The organism is Amycolatopsis sp. NBC_01480, from assembly GCF_036227205.1.
Lineage (GTDB): Bacteria > Actinomycetota > Actinomycetes > Mycobacteriales > Pseudonocardiaceae > Amycolatopsis.
The window spans coordinates 2,424,442-2,443,881 of the sequence record NZ_CP109442.1 but is presented as its reverse complement, the minus strand read 5'-3'; the positions used below and the strand labels follow the sequence as shown (position 1 = coordinate 2,443,881).

16 protein-coding genes are annotated in these 19,440 nt (G+C 70.1%); 14 read left to right on the top strand and 2 right to left on the bottom strand.

The features are described 5' to 3' along the window. The first annotated feature begins 241 nt into the window (after positions 1-241). The 8 genes from OG371_RS11555 (at position 242) to OG371_RS11520 (ending at position 10,384) form a co-directional block, all read left to right on the top strand. On the top strand, positions 242-2,677 hold the full coding sequence (locus OG371_RS11555) for a glycoside hydrolase family 3 protein (protein ID WP_329068384.1): 2,436 nt from the start codon (positions 242-244) through the stop codon (positions 2,675-2,677). A 163-nt stretch (positions 2,678-2,840) separates the two neighbouring features. Continuing rightward, positions 2,841-3,743, top strand: coding sequence for a GNAT family N-acetyltransferase (locus OG371_RS11550; RefSeq protein WP_329068382.1), 903 nt, complete (start codon positions 2,841-2,843; stop codon positions 3,741-3,743). Between the two features lie 65 nt (positions 3,744-3,808). Continuing rightward, positions 3,809-4,258 carry a hypothetical protein gene (locus OG371_RS11545; protein WP_329068380.1) on the top strand — a complete coding sequence of 150 codons (450 nt, stop codon included), beginning with the start codon at positions 3,809-3,811 and terminating at the stop codon, positions 4,256-4,258. A gap of 19 nt (positions 4,259-4,277) precedes the next feature. Next, a complete protein-coding gene (gene boxC, locus OG371_RS11540) occupies positions 4,278-5,933 on the top strand; it encodes a 2,3-epoxybenzoyl-CoA dihydrolase (RefSeq protein ID WP_329068378.1) in 1,656 nt (551 codons plus the stop codon). Between the two features lie 4 nt (positions 5,934-5,937). Then, positions 5,938-7,359 (top strand): benzoyl-CoA 2,3-epoxidase subunit BoxB, encoded by a 1,422-nt coding sequence (boxB, locus tag OG371_RS11535; RefSeq protein ID WP_329068376.1) that lies wholly within the window; start codon positions 5,938-5,940, stop codon positions 7,357-7,359. Positions 7,360-7,368: 9 nt separating this feature from the next. Next, positions 7,369-8,946, top strand: coding sequence for a benzoate-CoA ligase family protein (locus tag OG371_RS11530; RefSeq protein ID WP_329068374.1), 1,578 nt, complete (start codon positions 7,369-7,371; stop codon positions 8,944-8,946). A 13-nt stretch (positions 8,947-8,959) separates the two neighbouring features. Beyond that, a complete protein-coding gene (locus OG371_RS11525) occupies positions 8,960-9,814 on the top strand; it encodes an amidohydrolase family protein (RefSeq protein WP_329068372.1) in 855 nt (284 codons plus the stop codon). Positions 9,815-9,907: 93 nt separating this feature from the next. Beyond that, positions 9,908-10,384, top strand: a complete 477-nt coding sequence (locus OG371_RS11520) for an RNA polymerase sigma factor (protein WP_329068369.1) — start codon at positions 9,908-9,910, stop codon at positions 10,382-10,384. Between the two features lie 62 nt (positions 10,385-10,446). On the opposite strand, the gene OG371_RS11515 is transcribed toward OG371_RS11520, so the two are convergent. Beyond that, positions 10,447-10,899, bottom strand: a complete 453-nt coding sequence (locus OG371_RS11515) for a MarR family winged helix-turn-helix transcriptional regulator (RefSeq protein WP_329068367.1) — start codon at positions 10,897-10,899, stop codon at positions 10,447-10,449. A gap of 117 nt (positions 10,900-11,016) precedes the next feature. On the opposite strand from OG371_RS11515, the gene OG371_RS11510 reads away from it, so the two are divergent. From OG371_RS11510 to OG371_RS11500, 3 genes are read left to right on the top strand one after another with little or no spacing between them, the layout of a single operon-like run. Beyond that, positions 11,017-11,502, top strand: a complete 486-nt coding sequence (locus tag OG371_RS11510) for a hypothetical protein (protein ID WP_329068365.1) — start codon at positions 11,017-11,019, stop codon at positions 11,500-11,502. Beyond that, positions 11,499-12,635: a dipeptidase gene (locus OG371_RS11505; RefSeq protein ID WP_329068363.1), complete on the top strand. Its 1,137-nt coding sequence runs from the start codon at positions 11,499-11,501 to the stop codon at positions 12,633-12,635. Before OG371_RS11510 ends, OG371_RS11505 begins: the two co-directional genes overlap by 4 nt. A gap of 46 nt (positions 12,636-12,681) precedes the next feature. Continuing rightward, positions 12,682-13,113, top strand: a complete 432-nt coding sequence (locus OG371_RS11500; RefSeq protein ID WP_329068361.1) for a LapA family protein — start codon at positions 12,682-12,684, stop codon at positions 13,111-13,113. 65 nt (positions 13,114-13,178) lie between these two features. On the opposite strand, the gene OG371_RS11495 is transcribed toward OG371_RS11500, so the two are convergent. After that, positions 13,179-14,030 carry a maleylpyruvate isomerase family mycothiol-dependent enzyme gene (locus tag OG371_RS11495; protein WP_329068359.1) on the bottom strand — a complete coding sequence of 284 codons (852 nt, stop codon included), beginning with the start codon at positions 14,028-14,030 and terminating at the stop codon, positions 13,179-13,181. 87 nt (positions 14,031-14,117) lie between these two features. Here OG371_RS11495 and OG371_RS11490 point away from each other — a divergent pair, with 87 nt between their 5' ends. From OG371_RS11490 to OG371_RS11480, 3 genes are read left to right on the top strand one after another with little or no spacing between them, the layout of a single operon-like run. After that, positions 14,118-14,891, top strand: a complete 774-nt coding sequence (locus tag OG371_RS11490; RefSeq protein ID WP_329068357.1) for an Abi-alpha family protein — start codon at positions 14,118-14,120, stop codon at positions 14,889-14,891. Next, positions 14,892-16,136 (top strand): DUF445 domain-containing protein, encoded by a 1,245-nt coding sequence (locus tag OG371_RS11485; RefSeq protein ID WP_329068356.1) that lies wholly within the window; start codon positions 14,892-14,894, stop codon positions 16,134-16,136. A 40-nt stretch (positions 16,137-16,176) separates the two neighbouring features. Continuing rightward, positions 16,177-19,173, top strand: coding sequence for a patatin-like protein (locus tag OG371_RS11480; protein ID WP_329068354.1), 2,997 nt, complete (start codon positions 16,177-16,179; stop codon positions 19,171-19,173). The last annotated feature ends 267 nt before the right edge of the window (positions 19,174-19,440 follow it).

Genomic DNA, 19,440 nt, shown 5'->3' with positions numbered 1-19,440 from the left:
ATCTCGACGCGCGCGAGTGAGTCGTTCGGCAAGGCGCGTGCTGCCACAGCGCCTGGTAAGGCGACAGGTGGGTTTCGTTGGCAAGGCAAAGAGATTCACCGAGCCCGGCGAGAAAGCCCGGAATCCCAGCGCAGAAAAGACCTGACCACGCACAACCGCAAGGTCGCGCGAGGTTAGCGCCACCAGAGTCCAAGATGTCGATCGTAGTAACAGGGCGGTAACTTGGGCTAGTGTCCGGCTGGTGACTCGTGACCTGGACGCCCTGTTGAACGAGCTGGACCTCGAGACCAAAACGCGCCTGCTTGCCGGGGGCTCGGTCTGGTCGTTGCCGCCGGTGCCGGAGATCGGGCTGGGGGCGGTGGTTTTCTCGGACGGGCCGGTCGGGGTGCGTGGGGGGCGCTGGAGTGCTGACGATCCCTCGGTGACCTTGCCCAGTCCTACGGCGTTGGCTGCCACCTGGGATCCCGCATTGGCGCGACGGGTGGGTGGGCTGCTTGCGGGCGAGGCGCGGCGCAAAGGGGTGCACGTGTTGCTCGCGCCGACTGTCAACCTGCATCGGTCGCCGTTGGGTGGGCGGCACTTCGAGTGTTACTCCGAGGATCCGCTGCTGAGCGGGCTGATTGGCGCCGGGTACGTGATCGGGGTTCAGGCGGTTGGGGTCGGGGTGGCGGTGAAGCACTTCGTGGCCAACGATTCCGAGACCGAGCGGCTCACGGTGGACGTGCACGTCGCCGAGCGGACCCTGCGCGAACTCTACCTCGCGCCCTTCGAAACCATTGTGCGCCAAGCGAAGCCCTGGGGTGTGATGGCGGCCTACAACAGCGTGAACGGCCGCACCATGACCGAGCACGACGCACTTGTCAACGGCGTGCTCCGCCGCGAGTGGGGCTTTGACGGGGTGGTGGTCTCCGATTGGCTTGCCGCGCGCGACACCGTCGGCGCGGCCCGGGGTGGGCTCGACATCGCGATGCCCGGGCCGAACAGCGTTTACGGCGACCGCCTCGCCGAGGCCGTGCGCGCCGGCAAGGTCAGCCCGAAACGGGTGGACGCCATGGTCCGCCGGGTCCTGAGGCTGGCCGAGCGCACGCACGCGTTCACCGACCAGAAGCCGCCGAATCCGTCCGAAGTGGACGGTAGTGCGCTCGCGCAGGAAGTCGCGCAACGGTCTTTTGTGCTGCTGCGCAATGAACCGTCGCGCAAGGAAAGAGCCGCGCTTCCCCTTGACGAGCCGAAAAGCATCGCGCTCATCGGCGCCCTGGCGGCTGAGCCCAAGATCCTCGGCGGCGGCAGTGCCACCGTGTTCCCCGATCACATCGTCTCCCCTCTGGACGGCCTGCGGGCCGCCCTGCCTCACGGCACCGAGCTGCGTTACGCAGTCGGCGCCGACCCGAGAACGACGCTACCGCCGGCCACCGACAATTTCCGGCTCCGCGCGATGGTGCACGACATCGGCGGCTCCGAACTCGCCACTTTCGCCCTCAGGGAAGGGAAAATCGACTGGATCGGCGAGCTGCCGCGCGGCCTGGACCTGACCACGCTCGACTCGGTGGACATCGCGGGCACGTTCACCCCGGCCGTCTCCGGCGTGCACACCTTCGGCATCACCGGCCTCGGCCACCTCACCCTGCGGGTCGGCCGGCAGACACTGTTCGACGGCCCCAGCATCCCGTCCGGCGACATCTTCACCGCGCTCATGAAGGTGCGGGAGCATCGCCGCGAAATCGAGCTGGAGGCCGGGAAACCGGTCGACGTCCGGCTCACCTACCGCGTGCCCAAGGAACTGCGTGCGTTCGCGCAGGGCTCGTTCGCCTGGCTCGTTTTCGGCCTCGGCCACCAGGAACCGTCGCCGGACCCGGACGTCGCGCTCAAGGAGGCGGTCCGGCTGGCCGGGCAGTCCGAGGTCGCGGTGGTTGTCGTCGGCACCACCGCGGAGGTCGAGAGCGAGGGCTTCGACCGCGCTTCCCTGCGGCTGCCCGGACGTCAGGACGAGCTGGTGGCGAAGGTCGCCGCGGCCAACCCGAACACCATCGTGGTGGTCAACGCGGGTTCGCCCGTCGAGCTGCCGTGGCGTGAGGACGTCGCCGCGATCCTGCTCACCTGGTTCCCCGGCCAGGAAGGCGGGGCCGCGCTCGCGAGTGTCCTCTTCGGACACGAGGAGCCCGGCGGACGGCTGCCGACCACCTGGCCCGCGACGCTCGCGCAGAGCCCGGTCACGAATGTCCAGCCGCACCAAGGAATCCTCGAGTACGACGAGGGCGTTTTCATCGGCTACCGCGCCGCCCAGCCGGACGCCGCGTACCGCTTCGGCCACGGACTCGGCTACACCACCTGGAGTTACGACGACCTCGCCGTCGCCCCGACGCCCGAAGGCGGCGCCGCGGTTCGCGTGCGGTTGCGCAACACCGGTGACCGCGTCGGCCGTGAAGTCGTCCAGGTATACCTCTCCCCGGCGCAGCCCGACGCGGAGCGACCGGTCCGGTGGCTCGCGGGCTTCGCGTCGATCGAAGCGGGACCCGGCGACGGCGTCACCGCGCTGATCCACGTCGAGCCGCGCGCCGCGGAGACCTGGCGGGCCGGCGCCTGGCGGCACAACGGCGGCGAGTACGTCTTCGAGGCCTCCCATTCCAGCGTCGATCCGCGGCTCAGCACCACGGCGACGCTCGGGAAAACCCGTTGACCGCACAGACCGGACGCGCTTGAGTACGCGTCAGCACCCTCGTGAAGATCAGAAAGGAGGTGGGCCCGGTGTCCGGTAACTCGTGCACGCGCTCCCACCTCAGGCCGAAGACTCCGAGGGTGCCCAAGACCTGACGGGAGCGCGCTTTCCCGGAAGGACCTCCATGACCGATCTGGTCGTGCGCCCGCTCGCCGCGGGCGAAGAACACCTCTTCACTTCCCTGCCTGCCACCGGTCTCGTCGGCCGCGGACTGCTCGGGCAGGACTACGCCGAACAAGCCGCCCGCGGCCAGTACCGCCCGGAGTGGACCTGGGTCGCGCTGCGTGAAGGCGTGGTCGTGGCCCGCGCCGTCTGGTGGGGCGGGCCGGACGCCGAAGTCCCGGTCGTGCTCGACTGGTTCGACTTCACCGACTTCGACGCCGGCGTCCACCTGCTCCGCACCGCGCCGTGGCGGGCCGAGTTCTCCCTGGTCGTGCCGCCGGGCTGGCGCGACCGCCCCGATGTCCTCAACGAGGTCACCGAGCGGATCCGCGCGGTCGAAGCCGTCGGGCTCGAGTTCCTGGTCGAGCGTTATTACTACGACTGGACGCCCGTCAACGGCCTCCCGCCGAAACCCGGCCGCCTCACCTTCCGGCCCGAGCCGGACGACACCGTGGTCCTCGACGTCTTCCGGCGCATCCACGTGGGCAGCCTCGACGCCCATGTCCGCCGCACCGTCGAAGCGCACGGCCTGGACGCCGCCGCACAAGAGGATCTGGACATCCTGAGCGGGATGCCGGGCCCACGGGACTGGTGGCGGCTCGCGTACACGCGCGAAGGCGACCTCGTCGGACTCATCGCGCCCACCAAGAACCCGCACGCCCACGTGGTCGGTTATGTCGCCGTCGTGCCCGAGCACCGGGGCCACGGTTACGCCTACGACCTGCTGGTGGAGGCGACCCACGAGCTGACCGGTCACGGGGCCGGGCGGATCGTGGCGGGCACCGACGTCGCGAACGTCCCCATGGCGGCCGCGTTCGCCAAGGCCGGTTATCCCGTGCGGGCCCATCGGATAGATCTGGTCTGACCGCGTGAGCAGCGTGTACCCTCCTCGCTAGAGCGATCTATCTAATCCGCAGGGGGTGGAGAAAAGTGGACGTTCTCAAGGAAAAGGGCCTGGTCCCGCTCCGGGTGATCCTGGGGTTCACGCTGCTCAGCACGGTTCTGCACTACACGCACAACGTCGTCCGCGCGCAGGACTACCCGCAGATCCAGGGCATCAGCATCCTGGCGACGCAGGTGCTGGTCGCGTTCGGCTGGGTGCTGTTCACGGCGTTCGGCGTGCTCGGCTACCGCGATTACCGGAACGGCCGGTATTGGCGTGCGCTGGCGTTCCTGCTGGTCTACTCGCTTTCGGGGCTGGCCAGCGCCGGTCACTTCCTGGTCGGCACGCTGCAGATCCCGGCGTTCTGGTACGCCACGGTCTTCACCGACGCGCTGTCCGCGCTGGCCCTGTGGATCTTCGTCTGCTGGGCGGCCATCCAGCTCAACCGGGTGAGTGCCGTCGATCAAGTCCTACATAACATTGACGTTGGTCACTGATGTGTAGACAATCGATGGGGTGACCACCCCCACATCGGTGACCTTCGAACGCCACCCGGACCGCTACCGGCACTGGCGCCTGACCGTGGACGACGACGTCGCGTGGCTGGAGATGGACGTCGACGAGCAGGGCGGCATCGTGCCCGGGTACGAGCTGAAGCTGAACTCGTACGACCTCGGCGTCGACATCGAGCTGTACGACGCGACCCAGCGGCTGCGGTTCGAACACCCCGGGGTGCGCACGGTCATCCTGACCAGCGCGAAGGAGAAGGTGTTCTGCGCCGGCGCGAACATCCGCATGCTCGCCGCGTCGGAGCACCACTGGAAGGTGAACTTCTGCAAGTTCACCAACGAGACCCGCAACGGCATCGAGGACGCCACCGAGCACTCCGGTCAGCGGTACCTGGCCGCGGTGAACGGGAGCTGCGCGGGCGGCGGTTACGAAATCGCCCTGGCGTGCGAGAAGATCCTGCTCGTGGACGACAACTCGTCGACGGTCGCGCTGCCGGAGGTGCCGCTGCTCGGCGTCCTGCCCGGCACCGGCGGCCTGACCCGGGTGGTCGACAAGCGCCGCGTGCGCCGCGACCGGGCGGACGTGTTCGCGACGCGTCCCGACGGCATCAAGGGCAAGACCGCCGTGGACTGGCGCCTGGTCGACGAGCTGGTGCCGCGCCAGGAGTTCCGTGAGACCGTGCTGGCCCGGGCGCGGGACCTGGCCGACGAGTCCGACCGCCTGCCCGCGGAGGCCGGGGTCGAGCTGACGCCGCTGAACTGCGAGGTCACTGACGACGGCCTCGAATACCGGTTTGTCGACGTCACTTACGACCGTGCCAACGGACTGGCCACGCTCACCGTCCACGGCCCCCAGGACGACCCCGGTGACCTGCACGAAGAGGGCGCCGACGGCTGGCTGCTCGCGATGACCCGCGAGCTGGACGACGCCATCCTTCGCTTGCGCACCAACGAAAACGAGCTGGGCACCTGGGTGTTGCGCACCGAGGGAGACTCGGCGAAGGTGCTCGCCTGCGAACAGGCCGTGTTCGGCGCGAAGGACTGGCTGGGCAACGAGATCCTGCACTACTACAAGCGCACGCTGAAACGGCTCGACGTCACCAGCCGCACGCTCATCGCGTTGATCGAACCGGGCAGCTGCTTCGCCGGAGTGCTGCTGGAGCTGGCGCTGGCCGCGGACCGCCAGTACATTTTGGACGGTCCGCCGATCGACGACGAGGACAGCGACGAACGAGCGTCGATCACCTTGTCGGAAGCCAACTTCGGCCCGTTCCCGATGGGCAACGGCCTCACCCGGCTCCAGTCGCGCTTCTACGGCGACGACGACCACGTCGCGTGGCTGGCCCGCGAGCGCGGCCACGCGCTGACCCCCGCCGAGACCGTCGAGCTGGGCCTGGTCACCGACGCCCCGGACGACCTCGACTGGGAGGACGAGATCCGGATCGCGCTGGAGGGCCGCGCCTCACTGAGCCCCGACGCGCTCACCGGGATGGAGGCGAACCACCGGTTCGTCGGCCCGGAAACCATCGAAACCAAGATCTTCGGCCGGCTCACCGCCTGGCAGAACTGGATCTTCACCCGACCGAACGCCTCCGGTCCCGAGGGCGCGCTGCGCCGCTACGGCACCGGTCAGAAGGCGGTCTTCGACAGGAAGCGGGTCTGAGCAGATGCCCGAGCGGATCGACTACGACGCCAAGATCCCGAACAACGTCAGCCTGGCCGACGACCGGCGGCTGCAGCGGGCCCTGGAGGGCTGGCAGCCGAAGTTCATGAACTGGTGGGGCGAGATGGGCCCGACGCTCGAGACCCAGGGCGTCTACCTGCGCACCGCCGTCAGCGTCGGGCGGGAGGGCTGGGCGCACTTCGACCACGTGAACGTGCCGGACTACCGCTGGGGCATCTTCCTCGCCGAGCGCGAGCCGGACCGCCGCATCGCCTTCGGCGAGCACGCGGGCGAGCCGGTGTGGCAGCAGGTGCCGGGCGAGTACCGCGCCGATCTGCAACGGCTGATCGTGATCCAGGGCGACACCGAGCCCGCGTCGGTCGAGCAGCAGCGGCTGCTCGGGCTGACCGCGCCGAGCCTGTACGACCTGCGGAACCTGTTCCAGGTGAACGTCGAGGAGGGCCGTCACCTGTGGGCGATGGTCTACCTGCTGCACGCCTACTTCGGCCGCGAGGGCCGGGACGAGGCGGAAGGCCTGCTGCTGCGCAACTCCGGCAGCCCGGACGCACCGCGCATCCTCGGCGCGTTCAACGAGGAGACGGCCGACTGGCTGGCCTTCTACATGTTCACCTACTTCACCGACCGCGACGGCAAGTACCAGCTGGGCACGCTCAAAGAAAGCTCGTTCGACCCGCTTTCGCGCACCTGCGAGTTCATGCTGAAGGAGGAAGCGCACCACATGTTCGTCGGCACCACCGGGGTCGACCGCGTGGTGCAGCGCAGCGCGGACCTGGTGCGCGAGCACGACACCCTCGACATCGGCTCGCACGGCGGCATCCCGCTGGACATCATCCAGAAGTACATCAACTTCCACTACACCGTTTCGCTCGACCTGTTCGGCAGCGAGACCTCGACGAACGCGGCGAACTACTACACCGCGGGGCTCAAGGGCCGTTGGCAGGAAGGCCGGCGCAAGGACGACCACAAGCTCACCGACGACGCCCGCACGCTGGACCGCCCGCGCGACGACGGCACGTGGACCTCGGAGGAGCTGCAGGCGATCCTGTTGCTGAACCTCGACCTGCGCGGCGAGTACGTGGCCGACTGCCAGACCGGCGTCAAGCGCTGGAACAAGATCCTCGACGACGCCGGCATCGGGTTCCGGTTCAAGCTGCCGCACCCTGGCTTCAACCGCGAGGTCGGCATAAACTCCGGCCACCACGTCACTCCCGACGGCACCATTGTCGACGAGGCGACATGGCAGGCCGCGAAACACCAGTGGCTGCCCACGACCGAGGACCTGACTTTCGTCCGCTCGCTCATGCACCCGGTGTACGAGCGGGGGAAGATCGCCAGCTGGGTCGCGCCGCCGCGGCAGGGCATCAACGGCAAGCCGTTCGACTACGAGTACGTGCACCTCACCTGAGGGGGGCCCATGACGGTTCCGTCGAGCGGCGGGTTCAACGCCGCCGAGTACCTGCTGGGCGCGGGCCGGCCCGAGGCGCCCGCGGTCGTCTCCGCGCGGCGGACGCTCAGTTACGCCGAGCTGACGGCGGAGGCCCACCGGGTCGCGTCCGGGCTGCGGTCGCTGGGCGTGCGGCCGGAGGAGCGGGTGATGCTCTGCATGGTCGACGACGTCGAGCTGCTCACCGGGATCCTCGGCGCGATGCTCGCGGGCGCCGTCGCGGTGCCGGTGTCCACCATGGTCACCGGGCTGGAGCTGGGCCGGGTGCTGGCCGACTCGCGGGCGCGGGTGCTCGCGGTGTCCGGCGAGTTCGCCGGGCAGGCGGTGGCGGCGCTGGGGATCGCGCCCGAGGTGACCGACGTGCTGCTCGACCGGGCGGCCCCGGGGCAGTTCCCGGCGGGCGTCCGCGCGCACCACTGGACCGAAGTGACCACTGTGGACGATGGTGGGCTCGCTCCCGTACGCACGTCGGAAGATTCGCCGGCGCTGTGGCTGTACACCTCGGGCACCACCGGGCAGCCGAAGGGCGCGATGCACCGGCACGCGAGCATCCGCGCGGTGTGCGAGACCTACGCCAAGGACATCCTCGCGACCACGTCGGACGACCGGTTCCTGTCCGTGCCGAAGCTGTTTTTCGCGTACGGGCTGGGGAATTCGGCGTTCTTCCCGCTCGCCGCCGGCGCGACGACGCTGCTGGAGCCCTCGCGTCCGACGCCCGCCTTGTTCTCGGCCCGCGCGAAAGCCGACAAGCCGACGTTGTTCTTCGGGGTCCCGACGTTCTTCGCCGCGCTGCTGGCCAGCGATGTCCCGGACGACTCGTTCGCCTCGGTGCGGTACGCCGTTTCGGCCGGGGAACCGTTGCCGGCGGCCATTTTCACGCGGTTCCGCGACCGCTTCGGCGTGGAGATCCTGGACGGGATCGGGTCCACCGAGGCGTTGCACATCTTCCTGTCCAACCGCCCCGGCGCGATCCGGCCGGGCAGCACGGGCACCGCCGTGCCCGGGTACCAGGTGCAGCTGCGTGACGAGGCGGGGGAGCTGATCGAGGCCGCCGGGCAGCCGGGTGAGCTGTTCGTCTCCGGCCCGTCCACGGCGACCGGCTACTGGACGCGTTACGAGGCCACGAAGTACGTGTTCCAGGGCGAATGGCTGCGCACCGGCGACAGCTACGTGCGCAACGAGGACGGCACGTACACCTGCCTCGGCCGCTTCGGCGACATGCTGAAGGCGGGCGGGATCTGGGTGTCACCGTCCGAAGTGGAGGAACGGCTGCTGGAGCACCCCGCCGTCGCCGAGGTGGCGGTGGTTTCGGCGCCGGATGCCGACGGACTGGACAAGCCGGTGGCGTGCGTGGTCGCGGCGCCGCAACAGAAAGTGGACGCGGAAGAGCTGATCGAGTTCTGCCGGGCCGGGCTGGCGGCGTTCAAACGGCCGCGCGGCGTGGTGGAGCTGGCCGAGCTGCCGAAAACGGCCACCGGCAAGGTCCGCCGGAACGTGATCCGCGAGCTGGTCCGCGAGTCGCTGCTCGTGCCGGAGCCCCAGCCGTGATCGACTGGCCGGCATGATCGACGGTCGTTTCGTGGTCGACGCCCACGTCCACACCCCGCGCCTGCCCACGCTGAAACCGGCCTGGCTGGACTGGGCCCGCGACTTCGCCGGCTCGTACCCGTGGCGCACGGTCTACGACGAGGACGGCGCGGTGATCCCCGCGGCCATGGACGAGCTGATGGAGGCCGAGGGCGTCGACCGCGTGCTGCTGTTCTGCGAGTACAGCCCGCGCGCGACCGGCATTCAGCCGATCGAGGACAACCTCCCGCTGGTGGCGCACAATCCCGAGCGCTTCCGCCTGGTGGCGAACGTGAACCCGCACCTGCACCACCCGTTGCGCGACGAAGTGGCGCGCCAGCTCGACCTCGGCGCGGTGGCGTTGAAGATCCACCCGGTGCACGGTGCGTTTTCCCCGGCGGACAAAGAGCTTTACCCGGTGTACGAGCTGTGCGCGGCGCGTGGCGTGCCGGTGATCCTCCACTCCGGACTCTCGGTGTTTCCGGGCGCCCGGGCGAGTTTCGGCGATCCACTGCTGCTTTCGGACGTCGTGGAGGACTTCCCGACGGTGAACTTCGTCTTCGCGCACGGCGGCCGTGGCTGGTGGTACGACGTCGCCGCCTTCATGGCCCAGTCCCGGCCGAACGTGTGGCTGGACCTGGCCGGGCTGCCGCCGAAAAAGCTCCCGGAGTACTACGCCCGCTTCGACCTGGTGCGGCTCGCGCGCAAGTGGATCTTCGGCACGGACTGGCCGGGCGTTCCCGGTACCGCGGTGAACGTGCGCGCGGTGGCCGATCTGGGGCTGCCCGAGGACGTGCTGGAGGGCGTGCTGTCGGGCAATGCGATGCGGTTGATACCGGGAATCCGGTAATTCACCCATTCTGGCGTTTGTCCCTTTTACCGGGATCGGCGGCGGGATGGGTGGCGTCTGCATCCGGTGACACGGCAACGAAGGGACCGCTCCGTGACCGATCACCGAAGACTCTCGGCGCTGGTCGTCCGGGTACTCGCCGCCGATCCGGGTCTGCGGGGCGACGCGGAGGACGCCTGCCAGTCCGCGTGGGTCGACTTCCTGCGACGGCCGCCGCCGCTGCGTGACCAGACCCGTATCGGTGGCTGGCTGACCACGGTCGCCCGCCGTCATGCGGCCCGTGCCGTCGCCCGCCGGGCGCGGGCCGCGGCGTTGGACCGCCCGCCCGTGGCGTCGCCGGAAGCGGCGTTTTTGGCGGCGGAACGGGACACGGCGCTGTGGCGTGCGGTCGATTGCCTGCCGGCACGCCACCGTCACCTGCTGGTTCTGCTGGCCTTCCGGCCGGAACTCTCGCCGTGCGAGCTGGCCGCCGCGCTGGGGATCGCGCCGGGCAGCCTTTCGGTGCTCCGGCGCCGCTGCTTGGCTGCCCTTCGCCGGCGGTTGACGTCGGAAGGCTTCAGTTATCCGTGAGCACCCAAGGACTCGTGAGTGTTTATGCCGGTTCTAACCGTCATGAACACTCACGAGCTGGTTCAGCTGTTGACCGAGCGCAGCGTGCGCATGGCTTCCGCGAGTGCCGGCGCGTCGTCGCCGAGCGGGGTCAGGACGATGCGCCGCAGGATTTCCGCGCAGGCGGTCCGCGCGCGATCGGCGACGTCGAGGCCGTGGTCGGTGAGCGAGGCGAACGTGACGCGGCGGTCGTCCGGGCTGGGCACGCGGCAGATCAGGTCCGCGGCGACCAGGCGGTCGGCCACCTTCGTGAAGCCGCCGCTGGACAGGGCGGCCTCGGTGGCCAGGCGGGTCATCGGCATCCGGTGCTCGGGGGAGCGCACCAGGCGCAACAGGATGTCGAACGACGCCGGCGCCAGCCCGAACCGGTCCGCGATCTCGCCCATGAGCTTGTCCTGCGTGGCGAGATAGCCCTCGATCACCAGGCCCCACCAGGTCACGACCTCGTCGTCGTCCGTGTTCGGATCAGGGGTCACGCGGCCACGGTACCGCACCGTCTCACCGGAATATTTCTTGCGCGCGAGAGAGGCTGGGAGGGCTCCCGGGCCTTGCTCATAAGCTCGGCCGGGTCGAAGCCGATTGAGGAGCCGTACGTGGCCAGAACACTCACCGCCCGGCCCGATCGGATGCTGGGGCACCTGATCGACCGGACCAGCGAGCAACGCCTCACCGGTTCGGTCGCCAAATTCACCTACCGCACTTTCCGGCTTCCCCTGCAGCGCCCGGACAGCGGCAGCAGCGCGCACACCGTGGCTTGCGAGCTGTGCGGGCAGCGTGTCCGGGTCCGCCTGTACAGCGTCACGCACACCGTCCGGCTGCGGCGTCGCTGGCTGGGACTCTGCGGTGCCGGGCTCGTGGTCCTCGGGCTGGCCGTGTTCGGCGCGTTCGGTCCGGATCCGGTCCTGCTCGGCACCGCCGGTCTGGCCGTGCTGTCGGCGTTCGCGGCCGCCGTCGGGTTCGCCGCGGCGGTCGCCGGATTCACCGCGTACTGGCTGGAAGACGGCGTGCGGATGCTCAAGCCCAATGCCCGGCCGCAGCACAATCTCCTGCAGCCCGGACGTCTAGGGTCAAAGGCATGACTTCCGGGGCGCTCGAGCGTGCGACAAACCTGCTGGACACCACGATCCTGGCCGACGGTCACAACGACCTGGCCTGGGAGCTGCGGAGCCAGGCCGGGCCGAACCCGGTCGAGGCGGCTGCGGCGCTCGACCTGGCCGTGCGGCAGCCGTCGTTGCAGACCGACTTTCCCAAGCTGGCGGAGGGGAAGCTCGGGCTGCAGTTCTGGTCGGTGTACGTGCCGTGCCAGTTCGAGGGCGACAGTGCCGTGACGGCCGTGCTGGAGCAGGTCGAGCTGGTGCACCAGCTGGCCGAGCGGTACCCGGACCGGCTGCGGCTGGTGGACACGGCGGCCGAGGCCGAGGCCGCCTTCGCCGACGGGCGAATCGCGTCGCTGCTCGGCGCGGAGGGCGGTCACAGCATCGCGGAATCGCTCGGCGTGCTGCGGAGCCTGCGCCGGCTCGGCGTCCGGTACATGACGTTGACGCACAACCTCAACACCACCTGGGCCGACTCGGGGACCGACGAGCCGGTGCACGGCGGGCTCACCGAGTTCGGTCGCGAGGTCGTGCGGGAGATGAACCGGATCGGCATGCTCGTGGACCTTTCGCACGTCGCGCCGAGCACGATGCGGGACGCACTGAAGGTGTCCAGCGCGCCGGTGATCTTCAGCCACTCCTCGTGTATCGCGATCAACGACCACCCGCGCAACATCCCCGACGACGTGCTTTCGCAGCTGCCCGCGAACGGCGGCGTCGCGATGATCACCTTCGTGCCCGGCTTCATCTCCGCCGCGGTGACGGCGTGGGACGACCAGCTCAAGGCCGCCATGGCCGCGGCCGGCCAGAACTTCCTCGACCTCGGCCAGCGCGGCCGGTTCGCCGAGACCTGGGACGCGCCGCCGAAGCCGGCCGCGACCGTGGCGGACGTCGTCGCGCACGTCGAGCACGCGCGTGAGGTCGCGGGCATCGACCACATCGGCCTCGGCGGCGACTACGACGGGGTCGGCACGCTGCCCGATGGGCTCGAGGACGTTTCGAAGTACCCGGTGCTGTTCGCCGCGCTGATGGAGCGCGGCTGGAGCGACGAGGAGTGCGCGAAGCTCGCGGGCCGCAACACGCTGCGGGTTCTGCGGGACACCGAACTCACCCATTAGGGGTCTAGCGGCAGCGTATGTGCTCGTGGAGGCGGACAATCGACCCATGTCCCACGCGCGAGGCGACAATCCCACTGGTGCCGCGAGTCCCGAAGTCCCCGAAGCACCGCCGGTCGAGGTTCCGGGTGCGCTCGAGCCCGCCGAAGGCCGGGCCGGCGACGTCCGCCCCGGTCCGGAGGAAGTGCGCCCGGTGCCGTCCCGGCCGTCCGCCGCCAAACCCGCGAAGATCAAACGGACGCGGGTCAGCGGCACCTGGATCGCGGTGATCGTGGCGATCGTCGTGCTGGCGTTCCTGCTGATCTTCATCCTGCAGAACCTCGACACGGCGACGGTGCACTTCCTCGGCGCCCAGGGCAGCATGCCGCTCGCCGTGGCGATGCTGTTCGCCGTGATCGCCGGCGCCGCGCTGGTCGCCCTGATCGGCGGCGCGCGGATCCTGCAGCTGCGCAAGCAGGCTCGGCACCCGCGTCGCCGCTGACCGCTCGCCCCAAGCGCCCCAATGTGGCGTGCGTTGAGCGCAACCAACGCCACATTGGGGCGGGGTCAGGAGACGATGATCGACACCATCCCGAGCACCGTCGCGCAAACGCTTTCGTCGCCGCTGACCTCGATCTTCGACGCGACGTCCGCGGGCTTCACCGCGCGGGTGCAGAGCCGCCAGAACGTGTCCGGGTCCGTGGTCACCGACGCGAGCGGCGAGCGTGAAGTGGGCGCGCCGCGGTCCACGGTCCAGCCGGTGCCGGTCGAACGCGCGGTCCAGCGGCCGCCGGACGGGCCGGTCAGGGTGTAGCCCACCTGGCGGCCGGCGCGGGCGGTCACTGAGCGCAGGGTGAACGGCAGGGCGCGCATGAACGTGTCCATCACCGGCGCGCGGAACTCCGGCTCGTCGAGCGGCGCCGCACCCACGGCCTCGCGGATCTGCTGCTGATGCACCCAGTACTCCGTGTACTCCCGCGCCGCGTCCAGCCAGATCGGCGCCGGCCCGGGGCCCGCCCAGCTCACCGGCCCGCCCAGCTCGTCCAGATCGAGCCGCTTCCACAGATCGGTCAGCTGCGAGGTGCTGTCCACCAGCATCGCGAACAGCACCTCGGGCGAAAGCCGGCGCAGAGCCAGCACCCACTCGCCGTTGATGCGGTCCAGAAAAGCCGGGAAAGCCTCGCCCGGACGCGGCTCGTCGACGTGGTAGCCGTCGCGGTCGCGGGAGAGGCGGCCGAGCTTGTCGCCGAGGATGTGGGCGACGAGGTCGTGCACGGTCCAGCCGGCGCACGCCGTGGGCGCGGACCACTGCCCGCCGTCGAGCCCGGTGAGCAGGCCGACCAGGGCCTGCTCCTCCCGCGCGAGCAGCGGCAGGACGTCGATCGGCGGTCCCCAGTGCGTCGCGGTCATGGGCGCCATCCAAACAGCACGCGGGAGCCAACCGTCACAGGGCTGTTCGGCCTACTCGCAGGTAGCATCAGCGCGAGCACAGAGGGGAGGCCGCCCGTGGACAACCAGCGACCGAACGACGTCGCGGACCTGGCGCGCCGGGCCGGGCAGCTGGCCGGCTGGGCCGCGCGCACCGGCTTCCAGTTCAGCCGGAAGCTGCCGGGGATCGACACCGCCGAGCGCGGCATCCGCCAGGTCGAGCGGACCCTGCTGGGCGAGCTGCGACGCCGACTCGACGAGGTCGACGACCCGTACCACGCGGCGCTCGCCGCGGCGTCCGCGATGAACCGCAACGACGGCAACCCGCGGGTGGTCGAAGCGAGCGTGACGCTGGTGCCCGCGCGCGATCACGTCGAGCCGCTGCGCGCTGCGATGGCCGAGCTGCTGAACCACTCCATCGGCTTCGGGCGCGACCGGGCCCGCGAGTACCTGTACGCGATCATCCTGCGCCAGCTGACGCCCGACGAGGCGCGCATCCTTTCCGCGCTGTCGGACGGCTCGCCGTTCCCGGCCGTCGACGTCGCGGAGCGCACGTCCATCGGCGGCACCGGGCGGATCCTGCTGCGCAACGCCTCCACCGTCGGCAAGTCGGCCGGGGTCTCGCTGCCCGATCAGGTGCCCGGGTACCTGACCCGGCTGATCGGGCTCGGCCTGGTCGAGCTGGACGAGGAGGTGCCCTCGCTCGAGACGCAGTACGAGATCCTGCTGACCGACGAGGCCGTGCGCGAGGTGGAGAAGCAGGCCAAGCGGATCAAGGTGATCCGCCGGACCGTGCACATCTCCCGCCTCGGCGCGCAGTTCTGGCAGGCCTGCGACCCGAGCCTCGGCTAGATGGGCGCCTTCCTCACCGGCATCTTCGACGACTTCGCCCGGCACTGGCCGCTGTACGTCTCGATCCCGGTGGTCGCCGCGCTGATCGGTTACGGCACCAAGCTCGTGGCCATCCGGATGATGTTCCAGCCGGTGGAGTTCATCGGCATCAAGCCGTTCCTCGGCTGGCAGGGCATCGTGCCCAAGCGCGCCGCGCGGATGGCGAGCATCGCCTGCGACACGATGACCGAGCAGCTGCTGCAGCCGTCCGAGGTGGTGGCCCGGCTGGACGCGGGCCGGATCGCCCGCGAGATCGAGAAACCGCTGCTCGCGGCCGTCGAGGACATCGTGCGCGAGGTCGCCGGGCACTACCAGCCGGGGCTGTGGGAGTCGCTGCCGGTGGGCGTGCAGCGGCTGGTGATCCAGCGCGTGCAGGCCGAGTCGCCGCACATGGTCAAGGCCGTGCTGGAGCTGATCAAGTCCGATGTGGACAGTGTGTTCGACCTCAAGGGCATGGTCGTCACCAGCCTGGTGAAGGACAAGCGCCTGCTCAACCGCATCTTCCAGGAGGCGGGCGCGGAGGAGTTCAAGTTCATCGCGCGGGCCGGGCTGGTCTTCGGCGGGGTGATCGGCGTGATCCAGATGATCGCCTGGGTGCTGTTCAAGTTCCCGCCGATCATGCCGGTGTTCGGCCTGTTCACCGGCTGGTTCACCGATTGGCTGGCGCTGCGGATGATCTTCTACCCGCTGGAGCCGAAGCGGTACTTCGGCGTGCAGTGGCAGGGCCTGTTCCTCAAGCGGCGCGCGGAGGTGGCCGAGGCGTACGGCGAGCTGATCGCGAAGGAGATCATCACGCCGCACAACGTCATCGAGGCCGTTTTGCGCGGCCCGCTTTCCGACCGCGTGCTCGCGCTGATCCAACGGCAGCTGGACGCCGAACTCGGCCGCGCGGCGAACGTCGCCAAGCCGCTGCTGGTGTTCGCCATCGGCAGCCGTCGTTACCAGGACATGAAACTCTCCATCGCCGGGCAGATCATGACCCGGCTGCCGGAGACGATGCGCTACATCGAGGACTACGCCACCGACGCGATGGACATCCGCAACGTGCTGGTGGACAAGATGAAGGAGCTCTCGCCGGAGGAGTTCGAGCAGCTGCTGCGCCCGGCTTTCCAGCAGGACGAGTGGATTCTGATCGCGACCGGCGCGGTGCTGGGCTTCGCCGTCGGTGAAGCCCAGGTGTTGATCCTGGAACAACTGGCTACCTGAGCCTTGTGGCGGCCCCGGCCCGGCCGGGACAATCCCCGGCATGACCAGGGTGCCCTCGGCATGGCCGCAGGAGATCCGGCTGGCGATGACGATGGTCGGCGGCGCGAGCCTGGCCGTCTGGATGGGCGGGGTGGCGACCGAGGTTTCGGCGCTGCTGCACGCGTCACGCACGCCGGATGCCGAAGGCGGCTACCGGAAACTGCTCGACCTGCTGCACGCGAGCGTCTGCCTCGACGTGCTCACCGGAACCAGCGCGGGCGGCATCAACGCGGCGTGCCTCGGCCTGGCGGAGGCCTACCGCGCGACCCCCGCGGTGCTGCGGGACACCTGGATCAGCACCGGCTCGATGGACAACCTCATCCGCGACCCTGCTGAACAGCAGCCGCGCTCGCTGCTCGACGGCGACCGCGTGCTGCTCGGCGACCTGGAGCGCGCGCTGCACAGCATCACCGACTGCGGCGTGGTGCCCACGGAGCCGCCGGACGTCACCGTGCTGCTCACCGGGACCATGATCGACGGCGAGACCACGCGGTACGACGACGCGCTCGGCAACATGATCCGCGACAGCGAGCACCGCATGCTGTTCCGCTTCGACGGTCCACTGTGGAACAACCGGGTGCACGGCCCGCTGGCCCTGGCGGCGCGGTCCACCGCGTCGTTCCCCGGCGCGTTCGAGCTGTCGCGGATGCCGATCGGTACCGCTGGCACCGACCGGCTGCACCCGGACATGACCGACTACACCGAGCTGACCCGCTCGCACTGGCTCACCGACGGCGGGGTGCTGGTCAACAAGCCGCTGCGGCCGGCGTTGCAGGAGATCTTCGAGCGCCCGTCCGCGTCCGACGTCCGGCGGCTGCTGCTCTACGTCGTGCCGACGACGGAGGTCGAGACCACCGCGCTCCCGTGCGACCCGGCGAACCCGCCTCTGTTCGGCGCGGCGCTGGCCAAGGTCGTCTCGACGGTGATGAACCAGACGATCAGCTCCGAGCTGGACGAGCTGACCCGGCACAACGACGCCGTCTCCCGCGCCCGCGACACCCGGGTTTCCCTTGCCGCGCTGGGACTTCGGGGCGGCGACCTGGTGGACCACCGGGTGATGGCCGCGTACCTCGACCGTCGGGTCGCCGACGACGCGGCGGAGCTGGTGCGCTCGGCCGTACGACGGTACGCACTGTCCGATATGGACAGTGTGGATGCCGGTACCGCGGAGTGGGCGTCCGGCATGTCCGAGGGATTGCGGGACATTGCCGCGGCCGGGCTGAAGAACGGCATGGCGGTGGACCCGCCGCCGGGCTCGTGCACCGTCGAACAGCTCGCGGCCTACCGTTCGACGGCGCTCGACGACGCCGTCGCCACCGGGTTGCAGCTGGTCAACGCCGGTTTCCGGCTGGGACCGGACGCGGCGCGGGCGGCGCAGCTCAACGAGGCCCGCGCGCACCTGCACAAGGCCCGCCGCACCGCCGCCCGTGGCGTGCGGATCTCGGCTTGGGTGGCCCGGCACGAGCCGCCCGCGCGGGGCACGTCGCTGTCACCGTGGATCGGCGGGCTGGCGCAGGAATGGGCGAAACTGGGCGCCACGGAAGCGTTGTTGCAGGCGTGGCCGATGGTGACGGCCGCCTTGCGCGCCGCCGCACCGGTGCTGCGATCGCTCGCCACCGACCCGGCGAAGGACGCGTCCGAGATCGTCACCACGCTGCTCGGCTGGTTCGGACTGGCCGAAGTCCCGGAGGCCGGCGAGCCGACAGCTCCGGCAGACGACGGCCTGTTGCGATCCCGCCTGCTCCTGCTGCACATGGCGACCCGCGGGCTGCTCGCCCAGCCGCCGTCGGTGGACCAGCGGGTGGACCTGGTGCAGGTCAGCGCGGACACCCGCACGCTGCTCGACCTGGGCCGGCAGCGCAGCTGGGACAAGCTCACCGGGATGCAGGCCGACTACTTCGGCGCGTTCTACAAATCGTCGTGGCGGGCCAGCGACTGGATGTGGGGCCGGGTCGACGGCGCGGGCTGGCTGATGCAGTGTCTGCTGGATCCCAGGCGGCTGAAGTCGTTGCAGGGCGTCATCGGCGCCGAAGCGTTCCGCGGGCAGGTGCGCGACACGTTCAAGGCGATCGGCTGGCGGCTGCCGGACGCCGCGGACAACGGGCCCGCCGACGAGCTGTCGTCGCTGCTCACCCAGCTCGGTGAGGAGCTGGCGTTCCTGGGCCTTGACGCGCAGCTGGGCGACGTCGCGTTCGCAGATCGGCTGCCCGCCAGCCTTCCGGTGACGTCGATGGTGCTGGCGCGGGCGCGGCAGGCGCAGATCGCACGGGAGGAGCTGCCGGTCGTCGGCGAGCAGGCCGAGGCGGACGCCGTGGAGGGTAATGGGAAGCCGTCCGAGAACTTCCGCACCGTGGTCGCCACCGCGTTCCCGGACCAGGCCCAACCAGCCGACGACGTCGTGACCCAGCGGGTTTTCCAGGCCTGCCAGGTTTCCGCCGAGCGGTTCGAGCAGGAGCGCGGTACGACGCTGCTGACGAAGACGCTGGTCAAGGCGGGCGCGGCAGGCCTCAACGCCGCGGCGGGGGCCACGCGGGTGCCGTCGTCCTTGCAGCCGGCGGCGAAGTTCGCCCAGCTCACCGGCCGCAGCGCGTGGTGGGTCACGCTGGGCGCGACCCGGCTCGGCCGCCCGTGGAACCTGCTGGCGGCCGTGGTCACCGTGCTGGCCGGGCTGGTCCTCGGCGGCAAGGGCGGTGCCGTGCTCCAGTGGGTGGGCCTGCCGCTGGCCGCGGGCGCACTCGTGTTCCTGGTGGTGAGCCTGCTCTCGCTGCGCCGCACGTGGCGGATGGTGCTGACGCTGCTGGGTGTGCTGGTGGTGGCCGCGTTGCTGTTCGCCGCGTTCCTCCCGCCGCTCGCGCACCCGCTGTTCGGCTGGCTCGGCGACGTCGTCGCGGGCTGGCGCCGCGGCGAGGCGCCGGTGTGGTGGCTCGCCGTGGTCCTGCTGCTCCTGCTGCCCGCGCTCTGGACCCCGGTCGCCGCCTGGCGCCGTCGTCGCCGCTGAACTGAAAAAGCCGGTTTCTACTGGGGAATCTTGCAGGCCGTGGCATTGCCGACGCGCCGTGTGACCAGCCCGGTCCGTCACTCGCCTTGCGGTGTGGCGCTTTTGGGTTCATGGTCGGGAACAAGCGGAGCCGCTCGAGGCCGCCCACCTCGGTGAGCGGTCCAGTCGCACGTCATACCCCGACCGGCTCCGGGACAAACGTGTTTGTGGGGCTCCTCACCGGGGTACTCGCGTTCCCCCTGGTAACAGGGGTGGGCGTGAGTCGCG